This is a genomic window from Sorangium sp. So ce128 (genome assembly GCF_051525245.1).
GTDB lineage: Bacteria > Myxococcota_A > Polyangia > Polyangiales > Polyangiaceae > Sorangium > Sorangium cellulosum_B.
On sequence record NZ_CP150313.1, the window covers coordinates 12,436,907 to 12,453,964 of the forward strand.

The following is a 17,058-nucleotide window of genomic DNA, read 5'->3' on the forward strand; positions in this document are numbered from 1 at the left end:
GGGCGATCACGTCACCCGTGATCGACGTGGAGACCCTGCAGCGCTGGACGGAGGAGATCGGCTACAGCGCCGAGCTGACGAAGCCCTCGACCCTGCGCATCCGTCCGCGCGAGGAAGGGGTCGTCGAGCTCCCTCCGTTCTACGTCCAGTGCACCGAGAACTGGGTCGTGCTCTCGATGTTCGGCGTGCTCGATCTGCTCGACGCGCGATGCGACGCCCAGGGCGGCGCTGCGATGCCGACCCTGGCCGAGGACACCGGCCAGGTGCTCGGCTTGCTCCGTCATCTGCTCGAGGCCAACCGCGACATGCGCGTCGCCAAGTTCGCCCTCGATGATCGGAACGAGATCCTGCTGTGCGCCGAGCTGCCCACCGAGTCGCTCGACCGCTCGGAGTTCGTCGACGCGGTCGAGCGGATCATCGAATACGGCACGACCTACCAGCACACGCTGCTCGGCGCCGACACCTGAGGCGCCGGGGCGCGTCGATGTCCGGTCCGCGCCGCCGCGGGGTCACTTCTGCGTGATCACCACGCGGTTGTCGTCCCGGTAGGTGATGTTGCCGGACTCGCCGCGGCAGTCCCAGCAGGTCGCCCACGCGAGCCGTCGCCGCACGTAGCCGTTGAACCCGAGCGCGAGCGGCCCCGGATCGTCCTTGAGCAGCAGCGACGACGCGATGCGGTAGCGATCTCCAGGGAGCTTCAGGAACGCGACGATGAACGCGTCGTCGTCGGCCTTTCCCGTCACGACGAGCACCTCCTCGCCCGGGACCGGGTTCCAGAGCAGCGGAGACGTCGTGAGCGTGGTGTTCGGGGGCGGGCCCGCCTCCGGCTGGCTCGCCGGAGCGCCGCTCGGGGAGAGCCGCGTCCGGCCCCGGCTGAGCACGGCGTTCGCGTCGTCGGGCTCCTTGAAGAAGGAGATCTGCCCGCCGAGGTCGCGCAGCTGCGGCACCGACGCGAGCAGCTCTGCGACCTGCTGCGGCCCGATCTCCGCGCGCCGGAACGTCTGCTGCCACTGCGGCGACGGGATCGACGCCGCGTTCGGCGCCCCGTGGCAGCACCGGAAGCCGATGTCGTCGCCCGTCACCGCCGGATCGACCGCCGCGCGGCGCGCGCACCGGTGATCCACGGCGCTCGCGCTCGCCGTGGCCCCGCGCACGGCGGCGGCCTTGGGCTGGAGGTTCTCGATCGGCGCGATGTCGCTCGCGGTCCACTCGCGCAGCGCAGCGCCCATCCCGACGACGCCGAACCCGGATGCGCACGACGCGGGCGCCTTGGCGCACGCCGGGTCCCACGCCGCGCCGCCCGCGTAGGGCGTCCCCTCGGGGCCCTTGCAGGCGCGCTCCCACTCGAGCTCGGTGCACAGCCTCCCGCCGGCCTGCTGGCAGAGCTCCGAGGCGCGCGCCCGCGTCACCCCGGTGAGCGGAGCCTGCGCAGGATCGTTCGGGTACAGGGCGCGATCGACGGTGAAGCCGCCCAGCTCGACGTCGAGCAACGCCGGCTCGAGCGTCGGATCGCGCCCCTTGTCTCCGGGCGTGCTGCCCGCGACGAGCTTTCCAGCAGGGATCTCGATCCGCGCGGGCCCGGCCGCCGCGGCGCCGGCCCGCGGCGTCGCGCTCGCGGCGGGCGACTCGTTCTCGGCCGCCTCGAGCACCTTCCCCTGGGGCGCGGGCGCCTGGGGGGCGCCTCCGTCCGCGCGCTTCTCCCCGGGCTCTCGCTGCTCGGCGCGGCTGCAGCCGGCCCCTCCGGCGATGCCGGCGGCCAGCAGGATCAGGGCAACGGCAGGCGTCCTCGTCGGCACGGTTCCTCGTGAGCGCCTCGCCTTATGTCGCAGGACCCCTCGCCCGTCAAAGTGCCCGCGCTATGCTGGCCGGGATGGGGCAGGGCGTGAGCGGCGCACCGGATCCGATGGCCTCGCAGATGGCGCAGCTCCTCGCTGGCAGCGATCTCGACGAGCTGCGCGAGGTCGTGAGGCGGTGGGTCGCCGAGGCGCCGACCGAGGGTGTGCGCCGTCACTACCAGGAGCTCGGCGGCCGCCTCGTCGACCTCAAGGCGGCGCTCGCCGAGAACCCCGTGCAACCCACGATCGCGGAGCTCGAGCAGGCGCTCACGATGATGCTCCGGCTCGCCGCGTCGAGCCCGAGGACGTGAGCCCCAGGTGATGCTCGCCGATTTCTCTCCGTGGTTCCTGCGCGCCTTCGGGCTCTGCTTCGGCCTGCTCTGGGGGAGCTTCCTCAACGTCGTCATCCATCGCGTCCCGCGCGAGCTCAGCGTCGTCCGTCCGGGCTCGTGCTGCCCGGCGTGCGGCGCGCCGATCCGCGCCTACGACAACATCCCCGTCCTCAGCTACCTGCTGCTGCGCGGCCGCGCTCGCTGCTGCGGTGCGCCCGTGTCGCCTCGGTATCCCCTGGTGGAGGCGGCGGGCGGTTTGCTCTCGCTCGCGATCATCGAGGTCATCCTCCTCCGGCTCCCCGGGACGACGCCGGCCCTCCACGCGCTCGCCACGTACACCGCCGACCTGGCGCTCGCGCTCGGGCTGCTCGCGGCGACGTTCATCGACCTCGAGCACATGTTCATCCCCGACTCGATCACCATCGGCGGCGCGGTGCTCGGCGTCGCGACCGCGTCGCTGCGGTCGATGGGCTTCGTCGACGCCCTCGTCGGCGCGGCGGTCGGCTTCGGCATCGTCTGGCTCCCGTTCGTCGTGATCTACCCGCGGATCCGCGGCGGCCGCGTCGGCATGGGCCTCGGCGACGCCAAGCTCCTCATGCTGGCGGGCGCGTGGTTCGGCTGGGGGGGCGCCCTGTTCGTCCTCGGCGCCGGCGCCATCCAGGGCTCGATCATGGCCATCGCCATGCTGCTCCTGCGCGGGAGCATCGAGGAGCCCGAGGCGGTGCGCCTCGAGCGGGAGCAGATCCGCGCCGAGCTCGCGGCCATGTCCCCCGAGGAGCGGGCCGCCGCCGAGGAAGAGCTTGCGCAAGATCCGCTCGCGGAGGAGCCTCGCGAAGGGTTCGGCCAGGCCCGCATCGCGTTCGGCCCGTTCCTCGCGCTCGCGACGCTGGAGTGCCTGCTCGTCGGCCGCGACGTCCTGGACGCGTACCTCTCCTGGATCGACGCAGGATGAACGCCGCTCTGCGCCGCGCGCTCGGGATCTCGCTCGCGTCGCTCCTCGTGCTCGCGGGCTGCGGCAGCTCGCTCCCGCTGCCTCCGACCGGCCCTCACCTGCCGAGCGAGACGACGGTGGTCGTGCCGTACCCTCCGCCGCCTGCGCGGGTCGAGATCATCTCGCCGTCCGAGCGGCCGGGCGACGTGTGGATCGACGGCGAGTGGCAGTGGCGGAGCCGCCGCTGGGCGTGGCAGCAGGGACGATGGGAGCCCGTCCCGCCGGGCGCGTACTTCGCGCCTGCCACCACCGTGCGCCGCGCAGACGGATCCCTGGTGTGGTTCGCCGGCGTGTGGCACCTCCCCGGCAAGAAGTGATCGACACCGCGTCCGAGCGATGGGAATTCACCCCGTGCCGAGGTGCCCGCCGCCCGATCGGCATCGGCGAGCCAGCTCGGCGTGCCATCCCCTGCACGGATCGATGAGCCTTGCCCCATGATGCTTGCCTGGTCGTTCGCAGCGCGCACACCCGACGAAATCGCCCGACTCCTCCGCGCCCTCGGCAAGCACCGGTACGTGCGCGAGGTCGATCATCGGCTCCACTGGTCCGTCGATCACGCCCTGGCCGAGCTGCCGGAGTTCGCGCCGCACGCGTCGGCCTTCCAGGCGCGCCTCCGGAAGGAGCGCGCGCTCGATCTCGGCTCGCGCGACCCTTCGCTGTGGCGCGAGGCGAAGACCGAGGACGTGATCGCGGCCCTCACGGCGTTCTGGACCCCGGATGACGCGGCGCTGCGCTACAGGAGCCGCCTGATCGAGGCGCTCGCGCGGACGGGCCTCCCCGAGGCCACGCACGCCCCCTTCGCGTCGGCCCCGAACGAGCCCCCGCACCCGGAGCTCGTGATGCTCGACTGGGAGCTCTACCCCGTCGACGAGCTCGACGCCGACCGGCACGCCGGCGCGCTGGCCGCCATGGAAGAGGCCGAGGAGGCGGTCAACGCGTCGGCGCCGATCTACAACGAAGGGCCCGTCGTGGCGGCGCCGGAGCTCTGCGAGGGAGCGCCCAACGGGGTGCTCGCGGACGATTTCCTCGTGTGGTCGGACGGGCCTTACAGCTACTCCGACTACGTGTTCCGCGGCGTCGCCAAGGCGGCGAAGCTCGTCGAGCCGCCGATCGGTTACCAGGATCTGTAACGGCCGCCCGCGGGCCCCGCGCGTCAGTAGGGATCGGGCTTCGGCGGCGGGACGGTGGGATCCGCCTCGGCGGGGGGCTTGACGATCTTCGGGGTCGCCGTGGCCGCGGGGGCCGGCCCTCGCTGCGCGTGGGAGAGCGTCACCTCGAGCTCGATGTCCCGATCGAACACGAGCATCCGTCGTTGCGCGGTGTGGCCTGGCGCGGAGACCTCGATCCGGTGCGCCGCGCCGTCCTTGATGAGCTTGCCGTCGAACGGGTTCGAGGGGAGCTCCACCCCGTCGACGAAGATCTTCGCGCTGGCGGGGCTCGCCTTGATCGATGCGCGGAGGAGCGACGCGTCGGTCTGCTCGCGTGGAGCGCTGCTCGCGGCGGATGGCGGGGAGGGCTCCGGCGCGGGCAGCGCGCTCTGGGCCGGCGGCGGGGCCACGCGGAGGCTCTGCTGGACCGGATCGCGCAGCTTCAGGTACAGCGTCGCGGCGCCGACCAGCGCGATGACCGCTGCGAACGCGACGAGCGGCAACCGGGAGCGCCGCGGCGCCGGCGCGGGCTGAACGGCCGTGGCCGGCTCGGTCCGCACGACGGCGTGGAGCGTCGCCTGCGGGGGGCTCGAGCGGTGGAGGGCGCGCGTGGGCGCCGACGGCGACGAGCCCGTGGTCGCGCCCTCCTCCTGCGCGGGAGGATCCGAGTCGAGCGGCTCGCGCCCTGGCAGCGACGGCAGCCTCGGCGCGCGGCCGGCGAGCCCCGCGCTCCCCGCCTCCGCGCCGTGCTCCTGCAGCTGCTTGAGCTGGCGATCGATGATCGCCCGGATCTCGGACCGCTCGCCGGTGAACAGCTCGCGCATGAGCGCGCCGAGCTGCTCGGCCGTCACCTGCTCTTCCAGGCGTTCCGTGTAGCGAGCGAGCTCCGCGCGAAAGGCGGCGGCCGTCGAATAGCGCTGGTCGGGCGAGTGCGCGAGCGCCTTGGCGCAGATGCGCGCGAGCTCGACGGGCACCTCGGGGCGCGCGGACCGCAGGTCCGGGATGTCCCGCATCAGGCGCGAGATGATCTGCGGATCCGACAGCCCACGCCAGAGGCGGCGGCCGGCGAGCATCTCCCAGAGGATGACGCCGGCCGAGAAGACGTCCGCGCGCCGATCGATCTGGGAAGAGTGCGAGAACGCCTGCTCCGGCGCCATGTACGCGACCTTGCCCTTCATCGTTCCGGTCTGCGTCTCGACGAGGCGGTGCGCGGCGAGCGCGATCCCGAAGTCGACGATCTTCACCTGCCCGTCGTAGGTGACGAAGATGTTGTGGGGGCTGATGTCGCGGTGAACGACGTTGAGCGGCGTCCCGTCGTAGTCGACGAGCTCGTGGGCGTAGTGGAGGCCGGCCAGCACCTCGCTGAGGATCCAGAACTGGATGGCGAACGGGATCGCCCGGGCTTGCTCTCGCGCGCGGGAGATCACCCGGCTCAGCGGCTGCCCGTCGAGGTACTCCATGGCGATGAAGTACTCGCCGTCCGCGAGGCCGACCTCGTTGGTCTGCACCACGTTGCGGTGGTTCAGGCGGGCGGCGAGGCGGGCCTCGTCGAGCAGCATGTCCCGGAACTCGGGCTCGTCGGCGATGTTGGGCCGGAGGCGCTTGATGACCTGCAGCTTGCTGAAGCCCGCCGGCCCCACCGCGACCGCCAGGTGCACGTCCGCCATGCCCCCGTGCCCGAGCGTCGCGATGAACCGGTATTTTCCGAAGCTCCGCGCGTGCCGATCCGAGGGCGACGCCTGCGCGTCCGGCGGCGCGTCCCGGCCGACCGTGGTCGTGGCGTCGCGATCCGGGCGCCGCACCTGGACGGTGGGCGGGGGCTCGGGCGCGGGGACGAGCCCCTGCCTGGAGACCAGGGTCCCGCCGTCGATCGCTGCCCGCACGCGCTCCGGCGGGCCCGAGGCGGCGAGCTCGTTGCTGCGGGCGGAGTCCGCCGCCCAGTCAGCCTCCTCGATCGTCCCTTTGCGCTCGCCCACCGCCGAATGGTCCTGATCCAAAGACGTGCAGTCAAGCTGACGACAGCGCGGGCCAGCGTTTGCGCGGCAGCGGGCGGAGGAGGAGCGGCTCGCCCGTGACGGCGAGCCGGCGTCCCGCCCGTAACCGCAGCGAGGACCGCCGCGCGCTCGGCCTGCTCCAGCGCGCGATCCGCCGAGCGTGCGCTCGGAGCGCCGCCGGACAGAAGCGCCCGGCGGGAACGTTTCACCCTCAGAACGCCGCGGCGTCTGCTGCTACTGTGCGGGACGCCACTCCCCCAGGCGGTCCCGGACCCCGGGCGGGTGCAGGAAAATTCGCCTGTGATTGCGCACGCTTGCCCCTGAACGAGGTAGCCCGATGCCCTGTGACTCGATACCGCGGCGCCTGCTAGGCCAGGCGAAGGCGCGTCCCGAGGCTCCTGCCCACTACGTCAAGGAGGGGGGCTTCTGGAGGATGACCAGCTTCCGGGAGTACGCGGGCGAGGCGCGGCGCGCCGGCAAGGCGCTCCTCGCGCTCGGCCTCGAGCCCGGCGCCACGGTCAGCCTCCTCGGCTTCAACCGGCCCGAGTGGGTGGTGCTCCACGTGGCTTGCATGGCGATCGGAGGCGCTCCCGCGGGCATCTACACGACGTGCTCGCCCGAGGAGGTGCGCCACGTCGTGCGCCATGCGGGGTCGCAGGTGGTGCTGGTCGAGGACAGGGCCCAGCTGGAGAAGGTGCTGAGCCAGTGGGATCGGCTGCCGCGGCTCTCGTGGGTGGTGCTGATGCGGGGCGCGGAGCCCGCGGGCGATCCGCGGATCCTGGCCTGGGATGAGTTCCTCGCGCGGGGCGACCGCGTCTCGGACGAGCTGCTCGAGCAGCGGCTCGACGCGCTCGAGCCGAATGGCCTCGCGACGCTGCTCTACACCTCCGGGACGGTGGGGCCGCCGAAGGGGGTCATGCTGAGCCATGAGAACCTCACGCGCTCGGCGGACATGGCGGCGCGCCTCATCCCGAGCTCGTCCCGGGACATCGCGCTCTCCTACCTGCCTCTTTCGCACGTCGCCGAGCAGATGTTCACGATCCACATCCCGGCCTCGGTCGGCGCGGCCGTGTACTTCGCCGAGTCGATGGCGGCGCTCGCCGACAACCTCAAGGAGGTGCGGCCTACCGCCTTCTTCGGGGTCCCGCGCGTCTGGGAGAAGCTGAGGGACGGGATCGACGCGAAGCTCTCCGGCGCGAAGGGGTTGCAGAAAATCATGCTCGATCAGGCGAGGCGCGTCGGGCTCCAGCACAGCGAGCTCCGCGCCCGAGGCGAGCAGCCGGGGCCGCTGCTCGCGCTGCAGCACCGCGCCTTCGACACGCTGGTCTACGCGAAGGTGAAGGCGGCCGTGGGGCTCGGCCGGGCGCACGCGTTCAGCAGCGGCGCGGCCCCCATCGCGAAGGAGGTCCTCGAGTTCTTCGCGTCGCTCGACATCCTGATCACCGAGGTCTACGGCCAGTCCGAGGTGACCGGCGCGACGAGCTACAACCTGCCGGGCAGGACGAAGCTCGGCTCCGTGGGGCCGTCGGTGCCAGGCATGGACGTGAAGATCGCGGACGACGGCGAGATCCTCGTGAAGGGGCCGACCGTGTTCCTCGGCTACTACAAGGATCCCGAGGCGACCGCGCAGGCCCTGGTCGACGGCTGGCTCCACTCGGGGGATCTCGGCCGATTCGACGAGGAAGGGTTCCTCCACATCACCGGGCGGAAGAAGGAGATCCTCATCACGGCCGGCGGAAAGAACATCTCGCCCAAGAACATCGAGGAGGCGCTCAAGCGCCACGACCTCATCGCCGAGGCGGTGGTCGTCGGCGATGGGCGCAAGTTCCTCACGGCCCTGCTCGTGCTGGCCCCCGACGCGGTGAAGCGCCTCTCGGCCGAGCGCGGGCTCGGCCGCGAGCTCTCGCACGCGTCGCCCGAGATCAGGGAGGCCGTGCAGCGGGCCGTCGACGAGGTGAACGGCGAGCTCGCGCAGGTCGAGACGATCAAGAAGTTCTCGATCCTGCCGCGCGGCTTCACCATCGAGGACGGCGAGCTGACGCCGACGCTCAAGATCAAGCGGCGCAATGTGAGCCAGAATTTTGCGCGCGAGATCGAGGCGATGTACGCCGAGTAATTCATGCGCAACGAGCCTGCTACAGCCGTCTCCTTCGACTTCGGCCAGACCCTGGTGGAGCTCGACACGGGGCTGCTCTCCGCCCGCCTCGCCGAGCGGGGCATCGCCGCGCCTCGGGAGCGGCTGGACGGGGCGGTGGACGAGGGCTGGCGCGCGTACAACGAGGCGATCCAGCGCGGGCTCGGCGGCCACCCGTGGAAGATCATGATGCGCCGCCTGCTCGAGGCGGGCGGCGTCGAGGCCAGCGCGCTCGACGCGGCGGTCGACTGGCTCTGGACGGAGCAGCCCCGGAAGAACCTCTGGCGCCGGCCGATCGCGGGGATGATCGACGTCGTGATCGAGCTCCGGCAGGCCGGCGTGCCGGTCGCGGTGCTGTCGAACTCGGAGGGCCGGCTCGAGGAGCTGATCGAAGAGCTCGGCTGGTCGGCGCACTTCGTGGCGGTGGCGGACTCGGGGCGGCTCGGGTTCGAGAAGCCGGGCAGGGAGATCTTCGCGTGGACGGCCGAGCGCCTCGGTGCGCCGCTCGCCGCGGTGGTCCACGTCGGCGATTCCTTCGCCGCCGACGTCGGCGGCGCCCTCGCGGCAGGGATGCGGGCCGTCTGGTTCAAGGGGGACCCGACGCGGGCTGCGGAGGTGTCCCAGGCCGAGCGGGTGGCGGTGTGCGACGGCGCGGAGGCGCTGCGCCGCGCGCTCCGGGCGTTCGGCGTCCGCCTCTAGCGCGTGCGCTGCGCCGCGCGCCGTCGTGCGGCCAGCGATCTCCATGAGCCCGTCACCTGGCGAGCGCGGCCCGCAAGCGCGGCGCTCGCGCGCGAGGTCGACGCGGGCGTCGCGCGCTCGCCCTTCCGTCCGTGAGCACGAACGTCCCGGAAGGCGCTCCGCCCCGCGCTCGTCGCGCGCGCTTCTCCGCTGGCTCTCCTCGTCCTGCTGCCCCGCGCCGGTGGGTCGGTCTCCGGATCGTGCAGCCGATGCACGTCGCGCGGTGGTTCGGGCATTGCTGGAGACCGGTTCACGATGATCGCCAACGATGCAGACATCGAACAAGAGTCCGGACGCCGGGAGCGGCGAGCGAACATTCCCGCCGCCGTCCCTCGCCTCTTCGGCGAGGTCCGCCGCGCGGACGAGCGGCTCGTCTCGCTCGTGCAAGAGCGCCCTGTCGCCACGCTCCTCGCGGTGGCCGCCGTGGGCTACCTGATCGGGCGGGTCGTTACACGGTTGAGTTGAGGAGGTCATCATGACGGCACGCGAGGTCGAGGTCGAACGGGAGCGCGACGCGCGAGAGGTGGTGAACGACGCGCTCAGCCGGCTCGACGCGGCGGAGGTCAAGCGGGCGGTCTCGGCGTTCGCGCGGGACAACCCGCACGTGGCGATCGCAGCGGCGGCTGGGCTGGGGTTCCTGCTCGGCGGGGGCCTGACGCCGCGCGTACTCAGCAGGCTCGGGTCGCTCGCGACGCGCAGCTACGTCAAGAGCGCGCTGGCCCAGGCGGTCGAGCTCGTCCTCGATGAGCAGACGCGGTCCCAGAGCCATCTCGGCTCGTCGCCGTGATCCAGCAGGCACCTGCTGCGCGTTACCTTGGTTGAAGGTGGGGTCGTTTGAACCGCCAAGGACGCCAAGATTGTTGAGGTTTTTCTCGGCGCCCTTGGCGGATTGGCGGTTTCATCACGGGCGCGTCCCGGCCGCGTCCGCACGTGGATCGCGGCTCGATCGTTGCTCGTTCGCAAGATCGCTGGGCCACGCCACGCCGGGCGCAGGGTCCTCCTTCAGGTCCTGCGGCTGCAGGTCTTGCGGATGCGGCGACCGCCGCTCTCGCTCAGCACCTCTTCAACGCTGCGGGAAACGTCGGGCAAGCACCGCACGGAGAGCAACGCGCCGCCGCCGGCGCAGCCGTCGTCGAGCCGGCGCGCCTCGTACTCGGGCAGGCGCGCGCCGAGGACGGCGCCGAGCAGGGTGCCGGCAGCGCCAGCGGCGCCCGCTCCCGCGAGGCACGCGACGATGGGCCCCGCCAGGAACGCGTCGAGCCGCGGAATGATCAGCGCGCCTCCTGCCGTGATCGCCGCGAGCGTGCCCCCGACGAGCCCTCCGATCACAGCGCCCAGGGCGGCCCCTTCGGACGCCTTGCTGTGGATCGTGAGCTCGATCTCGTCCAGACGGGAGTGCTGCCTGGGTACCATGCTGATGTCCTCGGCCGCGACGCCCAGGGCGAGGAGGCGGCCAAGTGCGCCCGCGGCTTCCGTGCGACCTGGGAAGAATGCAGTGAGCGTCCGGTAATACATCATTCGACGAGTGCCCCTGTGCCGCGGTTCGCGAGGTGTCTCGTTCAATCCATCTGCTCTCGGAAAAGCATCGCTTGTGCCGCTCCGGCTGCGCAGATGTCGCTCGGCTGCTGGAGCACATCCCGGGAAATGATGGAAGGCGCCGCTCCGCGCGTGGGCGGTGCGGCGCCTTCGCGCCCCCCTGGAGCTCGCTCAGCGGGCGCCGAGCTCGTTGGAGTACGAGCCGGTGCTCTCCTGGAGCTTCTCCTGGATCTGGTCCTGGGTCCGCTGCGCAGCGCCCAGGGCGCGCTCCTTGGCCCTCTCCGCGCGCTCGCGCAGCCGGCTCGTGCTGTCGCGCAGCCGGCGGCGAGCCTCGTCACCTGACGTCGGCGCGACCAGGACGCCAACCCCGACGCCCATGGCGACGCCGAGGCCGAGCCCGACCGACAGGGGAACGATCCAATCGAGTGAGCTCCTTCTCCTGTAGGGGAACATGTCGGCCATGTAATTGACGAGATCGTTTGCCTTCATTGTGGCTCCGTCGGTTCGTATCGCGTGGGGGCGCGTAACGCGTATCCCTCAGCGTGGATTCACGTGGCTGGAACAGTGACCGGCGGGACGTGAGGCAGCGCGCATGCCAAGGGCATATTGCGCACGGAGGGGGCAGGGCAGGGGGCTGCCCTGCCCCGAGGAGCGATCGCGGCGGAGGAGCGCCGCGGCGTTACCGGCAGAAGCCGTCGATGCAGATCTTGCCTTCGCTGCAGGGCGTCTCGGGATCGCAGTCGCCGCCGAGGTTCTCGCTCGACCCGCAGACCTGGTGCTCGCCGGAGAACGTCGCCACGGTCCTGCACTCGCTCAGCGAGGGCGGCTGGTTGTCGCAGGCGTTCGGGTTCGGCTGGTCGCACGAGATGTAGCAGCTGTGGTGCAGACAGATCGACCCCGGCGCGCAGACGTCCTGCGCTCCATCCTCGCCACACACGAAGTTGCTCGACTGATTCGGGATGCAGCCGTTCTCGACCCAGACGTCGCCCTCGGGGCAGGCGGCGCCGTCGCTCCTCGGAACACAGGCGCCGTCGACGCAGACGGCGGAGGGGCCGCCGCAGTCGTCGGTGATGACGCAGGGCTGCACAGGGCGGGAGCAGATGCCGAGGGTGGCGTCGCAACGGTAGCTGCTGGGGCAGTCCGCGTCCTCGCTGCAGGCGGGCGTGCATTTGCCCTCGACGCACTTGTCGTTGACCGGACACTGCGTCTGATCGAAGCACTGGTCCTGAGGCGCGGTGCAGATGCCGCTGACGCAGAGGTAGTCCGCGCCGAGGCGGGCGCAGTCGGCGTCGGCGCCGCACGCGGCCGGGGTCGCCGGCACGCAGGTCGCATCGGCCTCGTCGCCCTCGCAGACATAGCCGTGGATGCAGCCGAGCGGCTCGCCGCTCGGAAGGACCTGGTCGCAGCTGCCGGGCTGACACGTGCCATCCGGCGCGCAGGTCTCGCCATCGGCGCAGTCGTCCGGGTTGCCGCAGTACACGACGCCGCCGGGGGCCCCGCCGCTGCCCCCCTCCCCGGAGGAGCCGCTCGCGACGCAGGCGGCGGTGTGGTCGTCGGCGATGACGCACTCGAAGCCCCGGCTACACCCCCAGGTCGTGCAGTCGCCGATGTGGCATTTGTTGTCTTCGCCACAGGTCTCGTTGATCCAGCAGTCGGCTGGCCCGTCACAGCCGCTCGGGATGCCAGGCGTGCAGTCCTCGACGACTGCATCACAGAAGGGGCTGTCGGCGTCGTCGTCGTAGATGGGGCAACCCGCGAGGAGGGGCGCCAGCACGCTCGCGAGACCCAGCAGAGTAAGTCGCTTCATTCACCGTCTCCCGAAAGCATTCGGCCGCCCGGCGTCGAGGAGCCGCGCCCTCGCGCGTGACGGTCGCGACCGGACGAGCGTAGCAAGCGACATGCCCCACACAAGCCTGGCAAGTCGCGGCGCATTTCGGTCGATCGCGCGCTCGCCGTGAAGCCGCGTTCACGTCGGCATGTGGCCCGCGTGTGGCGCGGCGCGGCCCGGCCCCGATGTGCCGTGCCGCGCGGAGGTCACGTGGCGGCGGCCGCGACATCGGGGGGCGGGGGGACCGCAGGGGAAGGGGAACCGCAGGGGAGGGGGACCGCAGGGGACCGCGAACCCTGAACCGCGCAGGAAAGCGGAGGACGGCGCGGCGCGGCGCGACGCTTTGGGGCGCACAGGGGAACCCGTGCTACCGTTCCGCCGAGTTCCGGGCGGCTACCTCCGAACGAGGAACCCCGGCAGGCTCGCGCCTGGGGGGCCAGCCGTTCGCGAGGACACGGGGACCGGTCGAGCAGATGGATGTCACCTGCGAGCGTTGCAGCACCGAGTACGAGTTCGACGACGCGCTCGTGTCGGAGCGCGGCACGACGGTCAAGTGCACGAACTGCGGCTTCCAGTTCAAGGTCCGCCGCACCGACGGCGCGCTCCCCGAGAAGTGGGTGGTGCGCACGCTCGGCGGCCGGGAGCTCGAGTTCAAGATGCTCCGGGAGCTCCAGGCGGCGATCACCCAGGGCCAGATCACCCGCGACGACGTGATCTCGCGCGGCAACGCGAGGCCGCGGCGGCTCGGGTCGATCGCGGAGCTGGAGCCGTTCTTCAAGGGGCCGGGCAGCATCGTGATGGCCGGGACCGCGCTGGGCATCGGCGGGCCCTCGCCGTTCCCTGGTCGCTCGAGGTCGCTGACGCCTCCAGGGCTCGGCGGTCCGGCGCCGGCGCAGACCGAGGGCTCGGTCGCGATCCCGCTCCCGCGGGCGGAGAGCGACGCGGACGCCGCCCCCGAGTCCATCCACGACGCAGAGACGGTCGTCCGGGACGTGCGGGAGGTCCAGTCGGGCAGGGAGCGCCCGTCGCCGCGCCGCGGGGCGCAGACCGCGGGCTACGACTCCGAGGCCAGCGCCCCCGCGCGGGCGATGACGAAGCCGGGCGCGCTGCCCGGGGTCGTGGTGCCGCCGGAAGAGGCGCCGCCGCTGCCGGACGGGCACCCCGCGCGCCGGCAGGAGCCGCGGACCCTCCGCGGCGCGGGGGTCGCCGAGGCGCGCCAGGGCAGCATCAGGCCCGGGCCCGCGGACGCCGGCGGCGAGGGGCAGGGGCGCGCCGCAGGCGTCGTTCCGCTGCGGATGCCGAACAGCGTCCCACCGCCGCGCATCGAGCGCGCCGACAGCCCGGGAGAAGAAGCCCCCGTGGCGAGGCGCGGGGCGTCGCGCGCGGCGACCGAGGACCACGCGTCGCGGCGGGCAGCGACGTCGGGGTCGCCGACCGCACCCGCGGAGCCCGAGGGGCGTCCCTCCTATGTCGACGAGGGGGACGGCGACGCGGGGATCACGTCGCTGCCCTCGAGGAGGACGGGGATCGCGCGGTGGGTGGTCGGCCTCATCGTCGTCGGCCTCATGGTGGTGAGCGCGGCGACCCTCGGGCCGAAGTACCTCAAGCCGGCCGTCCAGGCCCGGCCTGCGGCGAGCGACGATCGCGTCTCGGCGCTGCTCGCCGAGGGCGAGAGGAGCCTGGCCGAAGGGGATCCGGAGACGGCGAGGGACAAGCTCGTCAAGGCGAGCGCGCTCGCCGAGGACGACCCGCGCGTCGCGGCGGCGCTGGCCCGGGTCGAGACGGTGAACGCGGACGTGCGGTGGCTGCGGCTGCAGCTCCTCGCCGCAGGGGACGCGGATCTGGACACGGTGCGGCACGAGCTCGACATCGCGATCGAGCGCGCCCGCAAGGCGGTCGAGCACGCGCGCCGCGTCGCGCCGGCGAACGCCGAGGTGACCCGCGCGGCGATCGATCTGCTCCGCATGCAGGGCGACCTCGCCTCCGCGCGGAAGCTCGTCGGCGCGATCTCGGCCGAGAGCGCGCAGCCGGAGAGCGCGCTGACGCTGGCCGCGCTCGATCTCGCCGAGGCTCATCCGAGCTGGGCCGCCGTCGTCGAGCGGCTCCGGACGGCGGCGAGCATCGAGCAGAGCCCCGGGCGAGCGCGGGCGCTCCTCGTCTATGCGCTCGCGAGGTCCGGCGATCCCGCGGCCGCGCGCGCCGAGAACGAGCGCCTGCTGGCGACGAGCCGGCCACACCCGCTCGCGCGCCCGCTCCGGGCCTTCATCGACCGGCTCGAAAAGGCGCAGGGCGAGCCTGGAGGCGTCACCGAGCCGGCGTCGAGCGCGCGCGCGGAGAGCCCGCAGGCGGGCGCTCCTCCGCCGAGCCCACAGGCCGCGGCGAGCGCTCCTCCCGCGAGCCCGCCGGCCGCGCCGGGGCGCCCTCGGCGCGGGCCGGAGGCGGCGCCGGACGACGGCCGCGTGCCCGACGACTACGTCGCCCCGGGCGGCACCATCGATACGAGCGATCTGCCCGGCGTGCATCCGCCGCCGACCGCCGCGCCTGGAGCGACGGCGCCGCCGATCGACACCTCGGATCTGCCTGGAATGAAGCATGAATAAGCGCCGAGCTCGAGGGGTGCGGTGGACCGGCGTCGGCGCCCTCGCCGTGGCGGCATCGATGGCTGGGTGCACCGGGAGAGAGCGGGCGGCGGCGCTGCCGGCGCCCGCCGCGGCGGGCCTCGACGAGCCGGCGGTCATCGAGATCGATCTCTCGCGCGGGCTCCCCGAGAGCGCGTCCGCGTCGCTCTTCGGCCCGCCGAGCGGCAGGACCCACGCGCAGCTCGTGCAGTCGCTGCGAGCGCTCTCCGAGTCCGCGAGCGCGAAGGGGTTCCTCGTGCGGCTCGGGAGCGCGCGCCTCGCGTTCGCGCGGGCCCACGAGATCGGCCGGATCCTCGGCGATGTCCGCGCGGCGGGGCGACCTGTCGTGTGCCACGCGGACGAGTACAACAACGCGACCATGCTGCTGGCGTCCATCGCCTGCAGCAAGCTCTGGCTCAGCCCTGCCGGGCAGGTCGACACGGTGGGGATCGCGGCGCAGCTGGTGTTCGCGAAGGGGCTCCTCGACAAGCTCAACGTGGATGTCGACTTCCTCCAGGTGGGGAAGTTCAAGGGCGCGAGCGAGCCGTTCACGCGGGAAGGGGCGAGCCCCGAGGCGCGTCGATCGCTCGAGTCCGCGCTCGTCGGGGTCCGCGAGGCGTGGCTGTCGGCCATCGTGGAGGGGCGCGGCAAGGAGGAGCTCCGGGAGGCCCTCGAGGACGGCCCGTTCGCGCCTGAAGAGGCGAAGGCGAGGGCGCTCGTGGACGAGATCGGCGATCTCGAGTCCGCGACCGAGGACGCGAAGAAGCTCGCTGGCACCGAGCGCTCCGTGCCTCGGTTCGGCGGCGCCCCGCGCGATGCGAGCTTCTCCCGGAGCCTCGTGGACGTGTTCCGCTCGGTCTCCGGGGCGAGCTCGCTGGGGACGCCGCATGTGGCGGTCGTCCCGGCGATCGGCGGCATCACCATGAGCGCCAAGGGGATGCCCATCGGCTCGTCGGACGGGATCGGCGAGCGCGAGCTCGGGCAAACGATCACGCGCCTCACCGAGGATCAGAGCGCGAAGGCGGTCGTGCTCCGGATCGACTCGCCCGGCGGCTCGGCGCTGGCCTCGGATCTGCTCTGGCAGAAGCTGATGCGGCTGCGGCAGCAGAAGCCGCTGGTCGTCTCGATCGGCGGGATGGCCGCGAGCGGCGGCTACTACCTCGCCTGCGCTGGCACCAAGATCGTCGCCGAGCGGACGAGCATCATCGGCTCGATTGGCGTCGTGGGCGGCAAGTTCGCCGTCGGGAAGGCGCTTGCGGACATCGGGATCAACGCAGAGACGGTCGCGGCCAACCCGGATCCTCAGCGGGCAGCGCGCGCCGCGTACATGTCGGCGCTCACACCCTGGGACGAGCCCACACGCGCCCGTGTGCTCGCCTCCATGGAGGCGGTTTACGATCTGTTCCTGAAGCGCATCACGGCGGGACGGAACCTCCCGTTGGAGACGATCGCGCCGTCGGCGGAGGGACGGATCTTCGGCGGGGTCGAGGCTGCAGGGCGCTCGCTCGTCGATGAGCTCGGCGGCCTGGAGCGAGCGATCGCGCTCGCGCGTGAGCTGGCGGAGCTGCCGACGGACGCGCCGGTCGAGATCGAGCAGGACGACGGCGGGCTGCTGGAGCTCCTGGCGACCGGCGACGAGGCCAACGAGGGCAGCGCTCGGGCTCCCGACCGCGCAGCGCTCAAGGAGCGCGCGCGGGAGGCGATGGCTTCCGTCCTCCTGCCGGAGTGGCTCGGCGTCGCGCCGGAGGTCGGGACCTTCGCCGCCTCCATGGCGCCTCTCCTGGCCGGAGAGAGGGCGCTCACGGTGTTACCGTTCGCGGTGACGCTCCGGTAAAGCGCGAGATTGCACCGGAAGATTGGCCTTGTACCTCGGTCGTTCTGGTAGGCTGGGCGGGTTCAGCATA

General features: G+C 72.5%; 16 protein-coding genes. 11 read left to right on the top strand and 5 right to left on the bottom strand.

All coding sequences use genetic code 11. The features are described 5' to 3' along the window. The first annotated feature begins 17 nt into the window (after positions 1–17). The gene (locus WME82_RS47085; RefSeq protein WP_438040660.1) at positions 18–467 is read left to right on the top strand and encodes a YbjN domain-containing protein; all 450 of its coding nucleotides are present in this window, start codon (positions 18–20) and stop codon (positions 465–467) included. A gap of 42 nt (positions 468–509) precedes the next feature. Here the strand turns inward: WME82_RS47085 and WME82_RS47090 are convergent, their stop codons facing one another. Beyond that, on the bottom strand, positions 510–1,796 hold the full coding sequence (locus tag WME82_RS47090; RefSeq protein ID WP_437742968.1) for a formylglycine-generating enzyme family protein: 1,287 nt from the start codon (positions 1,794–1,796) through the stop codon (positions 510–512). A gap of 62 nt (positions 1,797–1,858) precedes the next feature. Between WME82_RS47090 and WME82_RS47095 the strand changes: the two genes are divergently transcribed. The 4 genes from WME82_RS47095 to WME82_RS47110 all read left to right on the top strand — a co-directional run bounded on the left by WME82_RS47095 (position 1,859) and on the right by WME82_RS47110 (position 4,288). Next, entirely contained in the window at positions 1,859–2,146 is a 288-nt protein-coding gene (locus tag WME82_RS47095; RefSeq protein ID WP_438040661.1) for a hypothetical protein, read from the top strand. Between the two features lie 10 nt (positions 2,147–2,156). Beyond that, positions 2,157–3,119, top strand: a complete 963-nt coding sequence (locus tag WME82_RS47100; RefSeq protein WP_438045001.1) for a prepilin peptidase — start codon at positions 2,157–2,159, stop codon at positions 3,117–3,119. Next, positions 3,116–3,475, top strand: coding sequence for a YXWGXW repeat-containing protein (locus WME82_RS47105; protein ID WP_438040662.1), 360 nt, complete (start codon positions 3,116–3,118; stop codon positions 3,473–3,475). The genes WME82_RS47100 and WME82_RS47105 overlap by 4 nt, the downstream gene beginning before the upstream one ends. Positions 3,476–3,592: 117 nt before the next feature. Continuing rightward, positions 3,593–4,288 (top strand): hypothetical protein, encoded by a 696-nt coding sequence (locus WME82_RS47110; RefSeq protein ID WP_437742971.1) that lies wholly within the window; start codon positions 3,593–3,595, stop codon positions 4,286–4,288. Between the two features lie 23 nt (positions 4,289–4,311). Here WME82_RS47110 and WME82_RS47115 read toward each other — a convergent pair whose 3' ends face one another. Beyond that, a complete protein-coding gene (locus tag WME82_RS47115; protein ID WP_438040663.1) occupies positions 4,312–6,282 on the bottom strand; it encodes a serine/threonine protein kinase in 1,971 nt (656 codons plus the stop codon). 355 nt (positions 6,283–6,637) lie between these two features. On the opposite strand from WME82_RS47115, the gene WME82_RS47120 reads away from it, so the two are divergent. From WME82_RS47120 to WME82_RS47135, 4 genes are all read left to right on the top strand, one after another. Next, complete coding sequence (locus tag WME82_RS47120; RefSeq protein WP_438040664.1) at positions 6,638–8,416, top strand: AMP-dependent synthetase/ligase; 1,779 nt, start codon at positions 6,638–6,640, stop codon at positions 8,414–8,416. A gap of 3 nt (positions 8,417–8,419) precedes the next feature. Continuing rightward, positions 8,420–9,133, top strand: coding sequence for an HAD family hydrolase (locus tag WME82_RS47125; RefSeq protein WP_438040665.1), 714 nt, complete (start codon positions 8,420–8,422; stop codon positions 9,131–9,133). 294 nt (positions 9,134–9,427) lie between these two features. After that, positions 9,428–9,637 carry a hypothetical protein gene (locus tag WME82_RS47130; RefSeq protein WP_437742975.1) on the top strand — a complete coding sequence of 70 codons (210 nt, stop codon included), beginning with the start codon at positions 9,428–9,430 and terminating at the stop codon, positions 9,635–9,637. Positions 9,638–9,647: 10 nt separating this feature from the next. Beyond that, positions 9,648–9,959, top strand: coding sequence for a hypothetical protein (locus WME82_RS47135; RefSeq protein WP_438040666.1), 312 nt, complete (start codon positions 9,648–9,650; stop codon positions 9,957–9,959). A 215-nt stretch (positions 9,960–10,174) separates the two neighbouring features. On the opposite strand, the gene WME82_RS47140 is transcribed toward WME82_RS47135, so the two are convergent. The 3 genes from WME82_RS47140 to WME82_RS47150 all read right to left on the bottom strand — a co-directional run bounded on the left by WME82_RS47140 (position 10,175) and on the right by WME82_RS47150 (position 12,515). Beyond that, on the bottom strand, positions 10,175–10,585 hold the full coding sequence (locus WME82_RS47140) for a hypothetical protein (RefSeq protein WP_438040667.1): 411 nt from the start codon (positions 10,583–10,585) through the stop codon (positions 10,175–10,177). Positions 10,586–10,879: 294 nt separating this feature from the next. Further along, the gene (locus WME82_RS47145) at positions 10,880–11,197 is read right to left on the bottom strand and encodes a YtxH domain-containing protein (protein ID WP_437742978.1); all 318 of its coding nucleotides are present in this window, start codon (positions 11,195–11,197) and stop codon (positions 10,880–10,882) included. Between the two features lie 190 nt (positions 11,198–11,387). After that, complete coding sequence (locus tag WME82_RS47150; protein ID WP_438040668.1) at positions 11,388–12,515, bottom strand: hypothetical protein; 1,128 nt, start codon at positions 12,513–12,515, stop codon at positions 11,388–11,390. Positions 12,516–13,009: 494 nt separating this feature from the next. Here WME82_RS47150 and WME82_RS47155 point away from each other — a divergent pair, with 494 nt between their 5' ends. Together WME82_RS47155 and WME82_RS47160 are read left to right on the top strand one after the other, a co-directional pair. After that, entirely contained in the window at positions 13,010–15,136 is a 2,127-nt protein-coding gene (locus WME82_RS47155) for a zinc-ribbon domain-containing protein (protein WP_438040669.1), read from the top strand. Further along, positions 15,129–16,988, top strand: coding sequence for a S49 family peptidase (locus tag WME82_RS47160; RefSeq protein WP_438040670.1), 1,860 nt, complete (start codon positions 15,129–15,131; stop codon positions 16,986–16,988). The genes WME82_RS47155 and WME82_RS47160 overlap by 8 nt, the downstream gene beginning before the upstream one ends. The last annotated feature ends 70 nt before the right edge of the window (positions 16,989–17,058 follow it).

Coding starts and splice junctions, on each gene's coding strand:
- WME82_RS47130 (WP_437742975.1), top strand. CDS start 9,428: ATGATCGCCAACGATGCAGACATCGAACAAGAGTCCGGACGCCGGGAG.
- WME82_RS47105 (WP_438040662.1), top strand. CDS start 3,116: ATGAACGCCGCTCTGCGCCGCGCGCTCGGGATCTCGCTCGCGTCGCTC.
- WME82_RS47100 (WP_438045001.1), top strand. CDS start 2,157: ATGCTCGCCGATTTCTCTCCGTGGTTCCTGCGCGCCTTCGGGCTCTGC.
- WME82_RS47110 (WP_437742971.1), top strand. CDS start 3,593: ATGATGCTTGCCTGGTCGTTCGCAGCGCGCACACCCGACGAAATCGCC.
- WME82_RS47160 (WP_438040670.1), top strand. CDS start 15,129: ATGAATAAGCGCCGAGCTCGAGGGGTGCGGTGGACCGGCGTCGGCGCC.
- WME82_RS47150 (WP_438040668.1), bottom strand. CDS start 12,515: ATGAAGCGACTTACTCTGCTGGGTCTCGCGAGCGTGCTGGCGCCCCTC.
- WME82_RS47135 (WP_438040666.1), top strand. CDS start 9,648: ATGACGGCACGCGAGGTCGAGGTCGAACGGGAGCGCGACGCGCGAGAG.
- WME82_RS47125 (WP_438040665.1), top strand. CDS start 8,420: ATGCGCAACGAGCCTGCTACAGCCGTCTCCTTCGACTTCGGCCAGACC.
- WME82_RS47140 (WP_438040667.1), bottom strand. CDS start 10,585: ATGGTACCCAGGCAGCACTCCCGTCTGGACGAGATCGAGCTCACGATC.
- WME82_RS47095 (WP_438040661.1), top strand. CDS start 1,859: ATGCTGGCCGGGATGGGGCAGGGCGTGAGCGGCGCACCGGATCCGATG.
- WME82_RS47145 (WP_437742978.1), bottom strand. CDS start 11,197: ATGAAGGCAAACGATCTCGTCAATTACATGGCCGACATGTTCCCCTAC.
- WME82_RS47155 (WP_438040669.1), top strand. CDS start 13,010: ATGGATGTCACCTGCGAGCGTTGCAGCACCGAGTACGAGTTCGACGAC.
- WME82_RS47120 (WP_438040664.1), top strand. CDS start 6,638: ATGCCCTGTGACTCGATACCGCGGCGCCTGCTAGGCCAGGCGAAGGCG.